We start from the raw sequence: 10,910 nt of genomic DNA, 5'->3' as shown, positions 1-10,910 counted from the left end.
TCGACAAGAAAGAGCATTTTCTGGTCCATGGGTGTGGTCTCGCTCCAAGGCATAGGGCACCTCCTGCGGCACCCTTTAGATTGCCGGGAGTGTTACCCATGTCTCCGGACTGTTTTGTAACCCATGTGTCCAGACCGTACCAATATTCTACCTAACAAAGCGTTGAAGCTGACAGATCCTTTAATCACGCTTTTATGTTTATCGCTGGCAAAAGCGTGCCTTCGGCCTGCAGCTTAACGCTAGCGTTAGGTGGAATTTAATAGGAGGTCTTAAATGTCAAAAGCAATATTTGCGATGGCGTTTTCGGTAATAACATTGTTTGCGTCTGTTCTCGTTAGAGCAGAGAGTTGGGTGGAGTTTTCTGGAGTTCAAGCAACCAACGAAAAAACAGGAGAAATATTATTTGTCACGGAATCATATTATGACAAGGATAGTATAAGGCTAGTCGGAGACAACACATATAAATTTTGGACTAAAGCAGTAAGGACGATTACGGGAAGTCCAAATAATGATATATATGAAAAAATGAAGGATGAGACTACGAAGGATTTAGTTGCGATTAATTGCAGCGATAAAACATTTGAAGTTCTTACTAAAACTGAAAAGCAACTTATCGAAGACTGGATGCCTGAAGATTTAAAAAACCGGGTCAGGAAAACAATAAAAGGGAATGTTTTTGATTTAGATTATTATGCCAAATTATGGATTGCTGTTTGTAAGTAAATATAACTATTAAAATATATAGTTTGTCGAAATCCACCTAACAAAGCGTTGAAGCTGACAGCTCTTCAGTAACGCTTTTATTATTCTCGATGGTAAAAGCGCGCCTTCGATCTGCAGCTTAACGCTGGCGTTAGACGCACCCGGTGTAGATAGAGAAAAACATATGAAGGCATATGAAAAAAAGACAGCGTTGACGAACGATATTGTTGGTGATACGCTTAAGGGTACATTGGGAGGTGTCACATGGGTAGAATGCCGAATATTATACCGATAACGGATTTACGCCAGGATGCGGCTGGTGTGTTGCAGCGTGTGCGGGCTTCGCGCGAACCTATATTTATAACTCAGAGGGGACGCGCCGCGGCTGTCATGGTAAGCGCGGAGGAATACGAACGCGCAGAGCATGACAGGGAGATCCTCATGTTATTGGCACGAGGGGAAAAAGAAATTAAAGAAGGTAAGGGGTATGATCTAGATACGGTCATGGCCGAGGCTTATAAATTATTAAAAGAGGGATAATCCTGTGAAACTCCGGTTTACCCCATCTGCGAAAACCGAATTATTATCAGCTGCCAAATATATAAATAATGATAATCCTGACGCCGCAATAAATTTTCTAAAAAAGACGGATGAATTACTAAAACGGCTAGAGAAGCACCCGTTATCAGGGCGTATTATTCCAGAATACCCTGAACTTCCATATCGTGAATTGCTCGTGTTACCCTATCGGTTTTTCTATAGCGTACAAAATCAAACAATATGGATAGTGGCGGTATGGCATACGGCTCAATTACCGAAAGAGCCTAATAAAAATGTTAAGGGCGTCTAACAAACGGTTGGAGCTGACGGCTCCTTCAGTCACGTATTTATTTATCTCGTTGGAAAATGCGCGCCTTCGGCCCGCAGCTGAACCTGAGCGTTAGACGGACAGAGGTAAATCATGGCAAAATCGTTCAATAGCAATAAAATAAATTATTATTTCGTTGCATTGCTTGTTTTGTTTATGGACTTACTCTCATATTCTATAGCGGGTGGGATTGATACATTAATAGGAAGCGTTACAGGAGAAATGAATAAGGCACGTATACAGCACACCGCAACCCTCCTGCCAAATGGAAAAGTTCTAATCGTTGGTGGGCACGGGACATTCAATTATAAGGACCGGACGGACGAACGTCTATCTTCGGCAGAGTTGTACGACCCTCAAATGGGAACGTTTTCTCCCACTGGATCAATGGAGCATGTCTGTGGTTATAACACAGCGACACGGCTCCCAAACGGCAAGGTATTGGTAGTAGGGGGGAAACATGCTGAACTTTACGATTGGGAAACCGGTTTGTTTTCCCCGGTAGGCACAATGGAATACATACGATGGGAAGGATTTACTGCGACATTACTTGGCAATGGAAAAGTATTGGTTATCGGCGGTGCAAGAAATAATGAAACTATTGATAAAGTATCTGTGTCTGCAGAATTGTACGATCCAGTCTCCAATTCGTTTTCACCTACAGGGTCTACTAATCATTTTAGAAATAAGCACACGGCAACGTTGTTAGATAACGGAAAAGTACTTGTCGTTGGGGGGATGGCGGGGGACCATGCAGAACTATACGACCCGATTACAGGGCAATTTGCACTAACGAAAGGCACGATGACTAGTATCATGATTGTTCAGAAAGCGATATTACTTAAAACAGGGAAGGTATTGTTATCGGTTGAAAATCCTAATTTTCAGGAATTATATGACCCCGTGACGGAAACATTTTCGAGAACCGGAAACCACGGCCGTTCTGGCCGAGATTTCACAGCAACACTTCTTCTGGATGGAAAAGTTTTATTTGCGGGCGGGTATTTAGATACGGGTTTAAATAGGATAGAAATTGCAGATATTATGATTTACGATCCGGCGGCAGGTAAATCTGTATTGGCAGGGAAAATGTCAAGGTCGCGTCTTATGCACACAGCAACCCAGTTGCTTGATGGAAAAATTTTGTTTGCGGGGGGAGGACCGGCGGGGCGTTTTAGGAGTGCGTACTCTACTGCTGAACTATATGCTGTACCCACAATAAAGCCTCACGAACTATCATATGTTACTTCTGGACCCGATCATGCAATATCGACTAATCAGAACGGGGCTAAGGAATTGGCAATTGGCCGGCGAACAGAATCCCCACTGCCCACACCTTCAGGTCAACCTCACGAGCAATCGCCTGTTACGTCTAGTTCAGATAATGCGTTTCCGGCTAATCCGAATGGGACCAAGGAATTAGCCGGTAACCGTCGAGCGGAACCCCCTCTGCGTGCATCTTCCGGTGGGGAGGGTAGACCGGCGATCCGGGAATATGTTCCGTCTCAATCATTAAATAGTGTAAAGAAAGCCGATACAAGAATAGATCCATTCGATGAATTGATCCTCACCAAAAAAATTATGAGAGCAGATTCGTTCTACTTGGATGCGTGGGAAACAGAAGCAATAAATAAGTATGGCAAATTCAACCCAACAATTGTTAATGATATTTCGAAATATAGAAATAAAACAAATTGGAAAATAGATTATGAGTCAAATAATATATATGTCATCCTTGATGGACGTTTTGAGTTTCCAACGGATATGTGTCCTGACAATAAAAAGGTATATATTGTCCCATGGAATGCCAGGACCCCATATGGAGACAAAGGAGATAGCACCATTTATTATTTAAAGGATGCAAAATGTGAGGGCTCAGGGTGGCCATGCGCATTGATCTCTAAAAATAGTTCACTATATAAGCAAGATAAATTGGTTTTCGATCTTATTTCGAAGGGATATATAAATAAATCGACAGATGACGATTTCAGGCAATGGTTTGAAGCTTGGGTCAATAATAATAAATCAAAAAATATAGATGACAGATTGAAATCAAGAAATATCAGTACCAATAGTATTAAGGATATATTGAGATTGAGTTCGAGAAAAATTTATAAAACATGTGATAATATAGGTGAGATACCCGAAGGACTAAATATCGATCTATTGATATATAAAAGACATATTACATCTAGGACGAAAAGGGGACAAAATACATTTTATTATATTGAAACAGGAGAATGCGAAGGGCGTAACTGCCCCAAATAGGCCGTCTAACAATTGGCTGAAGCTGACGGCTCCTTCAGTCACGCTTTTATGATTCTCGTTGGCAAAAGCGCGCCTTTGGCTGGCTCCTCGCTGTTTGGAGTGGGTAACGGGGTTAGAATGGCCCCATCCCGTCCTGGAGGTTTGATCACTTGAACACGGAAGTCCTGTTCGGTACCGAAGGGTGCGATCATGAGACCGTCAAGGCCTTTGCTGCGGACTTCAAGGCCCACAACGGGGATCCGGTGAACGTCACCGCCGCCTGCCTCGACATGTCAAAGGCGTTCATCAAGGGGGTCAACGAAGCCCTGCCCAACGCCGAAATCACCTTTGATTCCTTCCACCTGATCAAGCACATGAACGACGCCCTGAGTGAGGTGCGGACGGAAGAATCCAAGATCTATCCCGCAATGATGAAAAGCAGCCGTTATGCTTTCCTGAAGAACCCCGAAAACCTGACCCAAAAGCAGGATGAAACCTTGACCCGGCTCTGCGGCTATCGGCTGAAAACGGCCCGGGCTTATCTGATCAAACTGGCCCTCCAGGACGTCTACTTCTCCCACTCGCGCACAGAGGCCGAAGCCCGCCTCAAGGACTGGTACGGCTGGGCAATCCGCTGTCAGTTGCTCTGGATGGGGAAGGAATGCTCGGAGAAAACCTTGCCCGGGTTCTTCGAATGGTTCGGCGAGGAACGGAGAGGCGCCCTTCGATCCGTCTGCAGCGAAATGTGGACAACTTGCTGGAAGGTGATCGCGAAGAAGGCGCAGGGATCTTCGTATGCGATTTCCTGGATGTTCAGATAGACCCAATAACCCGGTCGGGATCCACACCGTCGGCGGTGGAAGCGTCGGAAAAAGAGAGCGACGCGGTCACTGCGGGCATCGCAAGATCAATCTGATGAAAAGAGGAATTCCCATGCGGAATGTGATCATGTTGGCCCTCCTGATAGCCTGCGCCTATTGTGCTCCGGGGCACGCCGCGGCGACCCGGGTTTCGGGCCCCGGCTTCGACGGCGTGATTCTCGACATGCCGTCGACCCGGAAAGACGTCAAGATCTGGGTCCCCGGGTACGACCAGATCAACGAGATGGAACGGGCACTACCGGACTACGTCAAGCGGTACATCAAGGTACACAAGATCGTCCTGCGGAAGCCGATCAGCAAATACAAGCGGCACTATCTTGGGGTGAGCGAAAACGGGAAGCGGATGATCGGGGTCAGCTATTATTATGAAAATCTGGATTTCGTGACGTCGAAAAAATGGTTGAATGGGGTCGGGGACAGCAGCTCGGGCGGGGACGATTACCTGGGTGCCGTCTACGATGTGGACCAGAAGGCTTACGTGTTGTTCGAGATCTATCCCGATAAGAAGCAATAGAATTTCGATTTGCCGGGGCTGAACATGAAGCGGTTCGGGACGACAAAGGCGCTTGCGGTTCTGTTCCTGGTCTCGACGGCGATGGGCGGCGGCGGGTGCGGCGGCTTCCGGATGCTTCCCGCCGAGGGGCAGGGCAGGCAATCCCGGGACGCGGGGAAGATGCCCGATCCGGTGCCGGCGTCGGGACCGATGAAGACGGGCGCAGGCCCGCAGGCGCTTCCAACGCCGGACAATCCCGCTCCGGTTGCCTTGGCGCCCGCGGCGCCCCTGTTCCGGATGACGGAGTGCCGCGGCGGCTGCGTCGACATCACCGTGGACGCCATCGAGGACTTCGCGTTCACCCGCAGGTATGTCGAGGCGATCGGTCGCCGGATCGTATTGTGCGTCGTCTATCCTTGGGAGACGGTCGAGCGGGGCGCCGAGGGAACGGTCGAGCTCCATGGCATGGTGGACCGGAAGGGGAAACTGGTCTCGAAGGAAATCTTCCGCAGCTCCGGAAAGCCGCTGCTGGACAACGCCGCGTTGGATTCCCTGATCGCGGCGGCGCCGTTCAATCCGTTCCCGTCCGCTCCCTACGTCCAATCCCTGCGGTTCCAGGCCACGTTCCGGTATCTCCAGTAGCCGGGCAGATGATCATCATCCACTGATATTTATCACGCCATCTGCCGATGAAATCTCCGTGTTGTCCTGACCATTTATCCGGAACCACAATTTTCCAGGGGGAGCCATGAACATCCACGAATACCAGGCCAAGGAGATTCTCAGCGCCTACGGCATTCCGGTCCCGAGAGGTCGGGTCGCGATGACTTCCGACCAGGTCGAGCGCGCCGCCAAGGAGATGGGCGGCCATTGCGTGGTCAAGGCGCAGATTTACGCCGGCGGGCGCGGGAAGGCGGGCGGCGTGAAGGTCGTCCACCACCCCGAGCAGGCGCAGGAGGTCGGCAAGGAGCTGTTCGGCAAAAAGATCGTCACGCCGCAGACCGGGCCGGAAGGGCTGCGGGTCCGCCGCATCCTGGTCGAAGAGGCGGTCGAGATCGCCAAGGAGTTCTACCTGTCGATCACGCTCGACCGGGGCAACTCGCAATACATCCTGATCGCCTCCGCCGAGGGCGGCATGGACATCGAGGAGGTGGCGGCGAAGTCTCCCGAGAAGATCGTCACCTTCGCCATCGACCCGTTTACCGGGCTGCGTCCCTACCAGGCCCGCCGCATCGCGCTGGCGCTTGGCCTGACCGGCAGCGTCTGCGAGGATTGCGTCAACCTCATCCTCAACCTTTATCGCGCATTCCATGAGAAGGACTGCTCGCTGGTCGAGATCAACCCGCTCGTCGTCTCGAAGGCGGGCTGGCTGATGGCGATGGACGCCAAGATCACCTTCGACGACAACGCCGTCTTCCGCCATCGGGAATATCCCGACATGGTCGACTACTCGCAACTCGACCCGCTCGAGATCCAGGCGGGGAAATACGACCTCTCCTACATCAAGCTCTCCGGCAACATCGGCTGCCTGGTCAATGGGGCCGGCCTGGCGATGGCCACGCTCGACGTGCTCAACGAATACGGCGGGAAGCCGGCGAATTTTCTCGACGTCGGCGGCGGCGCCACGCGCGAGAAAGTGGCCGAGGCGTTCAAGATCATCTTGCAGGACAACGACGTGAACGGGATTTTCGTCAACATCTTCGGCGGCATCATGCGCTGCGACGTCATCGCACAGGGGATCATCGAGGCGGCCGAAGAGGTCCACTGCACGCTGCCGATCGTGATCCGGATGGACGGCAGCCAGGTCGAAGAGGGGAAGCGGCTCCTGAAGGAGTCGGGGCTCAACGTCGAGTGCGGCGACAACCTCGGCGAGGCGGCGGCGCGGATCGTCAAGATGCTCGGCTAAGGGCCCTGGCCCAATAAAATAAAAACTTCGGGGAGTCTCCCATGTCCATATTGATCGATAGGAATTCGAAGATTGTCGTCCAGGGGATCACCGGTCGCAGCGGCCTGTTCCACACGCAGCAGTGCAGGGCCTACGGCACCAATATCGTCGCCGGCGTCACGCCGGGGCGGGGCGGCATCCACATCGAGGGCATCCCGGTCTTCAACACCGTGAACGAGGCGGTCAAGTATACGGAAGCCAACACGTCGATGATCTTCGTGCCTCCGCCCGGGGCGGCCGACGCTATCCTCGAGGCCGCCGACGCGGGGCTCGGGCTGGCCGTCTGCATCACAGAGGGGATCCCGGTGCGCGACATGGTTCCGGTCAAGAAGATGGTTTCCGAAAGCAGGATGCGGCTGGTCGGCCCGAACTGCCCCGGCGTCATCACGCCCGGCCAGTGCAAGGTCGGGATCATGCCGGGCTACATCCATACGCCGGGCAGGATCGGCGTCTTGTCACGGAGCGGGACGCTCACCTACGAGGCCGTCAAGCAGCTCACCGACCTGGGGCTCGGGCAGTCGACCTGCGTCGGCATCGGCGGCGACCCGATCATCGGGATGAACTTCATCGACGTGCTCACGATGTTCAACGATGACCCGGAGACTGACGGGGTCTTCATGATCGGCGAGATCGGCGGCGGCGCCGAAGAGGCGGCCGCGCACTGGATCCAGGAAAACATGAAGAAGCCGGTCGCGGCGTTTATCGCCGGCGTCTCCGCGCCTCCCGGAAAGCGGATGGGACACGCCGGGGCGATCATCACCGGGGGCAAGGGGCGCGCGGGCGACAAGATCCGCACGTTGTCCGAATGCGGCGTGACGGTGTCGAAGAGCCCGACGAAGATGGGCGAGGCGATGCACGAGGCCATGAAGGCGGCGGCTCCGGCCGCGACCTGATTCGGCCGGGCGCTCTGAATCGGGAGGGCCCGCGGGCCACGGACGCCGGGGTCAGGGAGAGGCGGATTTGGAGCTCGGGAAGGCGGTTGCCTGCGCGGCCGCAGCGATCCGGGAAGCAGAGGTGCTCATCGTCGCCGCCGGGGCGGGGATGGGGGTCGATTCGGGGCTGCCCGACTTCCGGGGGCCGCAGGGATTCTGGAAGGCCTACCCGATGTACGAGCGGCTGGGGATGCGATTCGAGCAGGCGGCCAATCCATCCCATTTCACCGACGATCCGGCGTTCGGGTGGGGATTCTACGGGCATCGGCTCGAACTCTACCGCAAGACGGTGCCGCACGACGGGTTCCGCATCCTGCGCGACTGGGTCGTCCGCTTCGGGCTCGACGCCTTCGTGGTCACCTCGAACGTCGACGGGCAGTTCCAGAAGGCGGGTTTCGACGCGGACGCCATCCTCGAAGTGCACGGGTCCATCCACCATCTCCAATGCATGACGCCCTGCTGCGACGCGATCTGGACCAACGCGGAATCCGTGGCGGTCGATCCCGCCACGATGCGTGCACGATCGATTCCCCGCTGCCCGCACTGCGGCGGCGTGGCGCGTCCCAACATCCTCATGTTCGGCGACTGGTCCTGGGTCGACGGACGGACGCGCAAGCAGGAGGAGCGATTCGACCGTTTTCTGGGAGAGGCGGCGGGCCGGAAGACCGTCGTGGTCGAGATGGGCGCGGGGACGGACATCGCCACGATCCGGTGCATGACCGAGCGGCTTGGCCGCTCGCCCGGAATCACCGCGGTGCGGATCAACCCGCGGGAGCCCGGGATCTCCCCACCGCACCTGCCGATCGCGCAGGAGGCGCTCAAGGCGCTCTCGGCGATCGATGCGCTGCTTCCTGCCCAGGGATCGCGTTGACCGGTCGCTGCCTAAGTTCTACACTTTAAAGACCGAGGCCGCTGCGCAGGTCAACCGACCCTGTCGGGAGGTGCCGCATGAAGGTCGACGTTCGGCAATTGATCCTGTCGGTCGCACGGGCCGTGGATCTCGTCGGGATCGACGATGTGATGCACGGCCGCCGGGTCGCGGTCATCGCCGTCGAGATCGCGAAGCGGATGGGCTGGGACCGGGCGACGCAGCAGCTGCTCTTCGATGCCGGGCTGGTCCACGACTGCGGCGTTTCCTCGACCCGCGTCCACCGCACCCTCGTCGACGAACTCGACTGGGCGGATGCCCACCTCCATTGCGAAAAAGGGTACGCCCTTCTGAAAGACTTCCCGCCGATGGGCCATCTGGCCCCGATCGTGCTCTATCACCACACGCACTGGGACGAGCTCTCGAAGACGCGCTGCGATCCGATGACGGCGCTGCTCGCCAACCTCGTCTACCTGTCGGACCGGGTCGACGTGCAGGCCGCCTCCTGTATGGGCAGCGAATCGCCGCTCCTGGCGGTCGCCCCGATCCGCGAGACGATCGCGCGGTATCGCGGAACATTCTTCGCCCCCGAGATTGTCGATGCGTTCCTCACTGCCTCCGCTCCCGAGGCGTTCTGGCTGAGGCTCACGCAGGACTACATCCCCGAGTATGTCGCCGAGATGCAGCAGGCCGAAAGCTGCCGCTACGTGGGTTACGACGAGTTGAAACGGTTCGCCCTCATCATCGCAGAGATCGTCGATGCGAAATCACACTTTACGAAGGAGCATTCGCTGGGGGTTGCGCGGCTGGCGCGTCGCCTGGCGCAGATGGCGGGATTCACGGGAGAGCGGCTGGGCGAGATCGAGGTCGCGGCGCTGCTGCACGACATCGGCAAGCTTCAGGTGCCCGACGAAGTTCTCGACAGCCCCGCCAAGCTTTCGACGATGGAGCGCGCCGTCATCATGAAGCACAGCTATGCGACCTGGCAGATCCTGCGGCGGATCGGGGGGCTGGGGGAGGTTGCCCGGTGGGCGTCCGAGCACCACGAATCGATGAGCGGCCACGGATACCCGTTCCGCATCGAGGGGCATGAGATCCCGATGGAATCGCGGATCATCAAGGTCGCCGACGTCTATCAGGCGCTCGCGCAGACGCGTCCCTACCGGAGATCGCTGCCGGCGGCCGAGATCCTGACGATGCTGCGGGGGATGGAGGCCGAGAACGAAGTGGACGGGAAGCTGGTCGATCTCGTCGCCGCGAATCTGGCCGTATGCCAGGATGCCGCGGTCGGGGCGCCGGCGGCTGCCTGACCGGCCGGCCCTCTCAGGGGCGCTTCCTCTTCCGGATCAGCACGTAGACTGCCACCAGCAGCGCCGACGCGACGACCACGCCTCCCAACGCCCGGTGAGAATAGGACATGACCAACGCCTGGTTCTGCCCGATGGCGTAGCCGATATACGTCAGGATCGTCACCCAGATGCCGGCGCCGAGCAGCGTGTAGGCCGTGAAGCGCAGATGGCTCATCCCCGATAGCCCCGCGGGAATCGAGATGAGATGGCGTATGACCGGCAGCAGGCGGCCGATGAACGTGGAGATCTCGCCGTGGGTCAGGAAGAAGAGCTCGACCTTCAGAAATTTTTCGGGGGGCATCAGGACGTAGCGCCCGTACTTGAGGATCAGCGGCCGGCCCAGGTACCGGGCGGCGAAATAGTTGGCGTACGCGCCGACGAGGCTACCCGCCGTGCCGACCAGGATGGCGACCCAGAGATCCATCCGCCCCTGGCAGGCGAGGTAGCCCGCGGGCGGCATCACCAGTTCGCTCGGGACCGGGACGATCGAGCTTTCCATCGCCATGAGAAGGAAGATGCCGGTGTAGCCGCAGGCCCCGATGGTCTCGACCAGCCACATGACGACGTTGTGGATCATGCCTTGTTGCCCCCGGATGCGCAATTCGCGAAGATCGTCTTGCCCCCC

At 55.9% G+C, this 10,910-nt stretch carries 12 protein-coding genes; 11 read left to right on the top strand and 1 reads right to left on the bottom strand.

What is annotated here, in order from left to right; all coding sequences use genetic code 11:
* The first annotated feature begins 273 nt into the window (after positions 1-273).
* From VGK27_08990 to VGK27_08940, 11 genes are all read left to right on the top strand, one after another.
* Entirely contained in the window at positions 274-723 is a 450-nt protein-coding gene (locus VGK27_08990) for a hypothetical protein (GenBank protein HEY3490240.1), read from the top strand.
* 243 nt (positions 724-966) lie between these two features.
* On the top strand, positions 967-1,242 hold the full coding sequence (locus VGK27_08985; protein ID HEY3490239.1) for a type II toxin-antitoxin system Phd/YefM family antitoxin: 276 nt from the start codon (positions 967-969) through the stop codon (positions 1,240-1,242).
* Positions 1,243-1,246: 4 nt separating this feature from the next.
* Positions 1,247-1,552 (top strand): type II toxin-antitoxin system RelE/ParE family toxin, encoded by a 306-nt coding sequence (locus tag VGK27_08980; protein ID HEY3490238.1) that lies wholly within the window; start codon positions 1,247-1,249, stop codon positions 1,550-1,552.
* Between the two features lie 111 nt (positions 1,553-1,663).
* Positions 1,664-3,838 carry a kelch repeat-containing protein gene (locus VGK27_08975; GenBank protein ID HEY3490237.1) on the top strand — a complete coding sequence of 725 codons (2,175 nt, stop codon included), beginning with the start codon at positions 1,664-1,666 and terminating at the stop codon, positions 3,836-3,838.
* A 149-nt stretch (positions 3,839-3,987) separates the two neighbouring features.
* Complete coding sequence (locus VGK27_08970; GenBank protein ID HEY3490236.1) at positions 3,988-4,638, top strand: transposase; 651 nt, start codon at positions 3,988-3,990, stop codon at positions 4,636-4,638.
* 112 nt (positions 4,639-4,750) lie between these two features.
* Positions 4,751-5,212, top strand: a complete 462-nt coding sequence (locus tag VGK27_08965; GenBank protein ID HEY3490235.1) for a hypothetical protein — start codon at positions 4,751-4,753, stop codon at positions 5,210-5,212.
* Positions 5,213-5,236: 24 nt separating this feature from the next.
* Positions 5,237-5,833, top strand: coding sequence for a TonB family protein (locus tag VGK27_08960; GenBank protein HEY3490234.1), 597 nt, complete (start codon positions 5,237-5,239; stop codon positions 5,831-5,833).
* A 106-nt stretch (positions 5,834-5,939) separates the two neighbouring features.
* Positions 5,940-7,097 carry an ADP-forming succinate--CoA ligase subunit beta gene (sucC, locus tag VGK27_08955; protein HEY3490233.1) on the top strand — a complete coding sequence of 386 codons (1,158 nt, stop codon included), beginning with the start codon at positions 5,940-5,942 and terminating at the stop codon, positions 7,095-7,097.
* A gap of 41 nt (positions 7,098-7,138) precedes the next feature.
* Positions 7,139-8,029, top strand: a complete 891-nt coding sequence (sucD, locus tag VGK27_08950) for a succinate--CoA ligase subunit alpha (protein ID HEY3490232.1) — start codon at positions 7,139-7,141, stop codon at positions 8,027-8,029.
* A 67-nt stretch (positions 8,030-8,096) separates the two neighbouring features.
* Positions 8,097-8,939 carry a Sir2 family NAD-dependent protein deacetylase gene (locus VGK27_08945; GenBank protein ID HEY3490231.1) on the top strand — a complete coding sequence of 281 codons (843 nt, stop codon included), beginning with the start codon at positions 8,097-8,099 and terminating at the stop codon, positions 8,937-8,939.
* Positions 8,940-9,016: 77 nt separating this feature from the next.
* Positions 9,017-10,246: an HD domain-containing phosphohydrolase gene (locus tag VGK27_08940; protein ID HEY3490230.1), complete on the top strand. Its 1,230-nt coding sequence runs from the start codon at positions 9,017-9,019 to the stop codon at positions 10,244-10,246.
* A 13-nt stretch (positions 10,247-10,259) separates the two neighbouring features.
* Here the strand turns inward: VGK27_08940 and VGK27_08935 are convergent, their stop codons facing one another.
* On the bottom strand, positions 10,260-10,862 hold the full coding sequence (locus VGK27_08935; protein ID HEY3490229.1) for a DedA family protein: 603 nt from the start codon (positions 10,860-10,862) through the stop codon (positions 10,260-10,262).
* Positions 10,863-10,910: the final 48 nt, after the last annotated feature.

The sequence above is a fragment of the Candidatus Deferrimicrobiaceae bacterium genome (genome assembly GCA_036504035.1).
In the GTDB taxonomy this organism is placed as follows: Bacteria; Desulfobacterota; Deferrimicrobia; order Deferrimicrobiales; family Deferrimicrobiaceae; genus JANXPS01.
The sequence above is the reverse complement of the archived record's forward strand: the minus strand, read 5'-3'. Positions and strand labels throughout refer to the sequence as shown.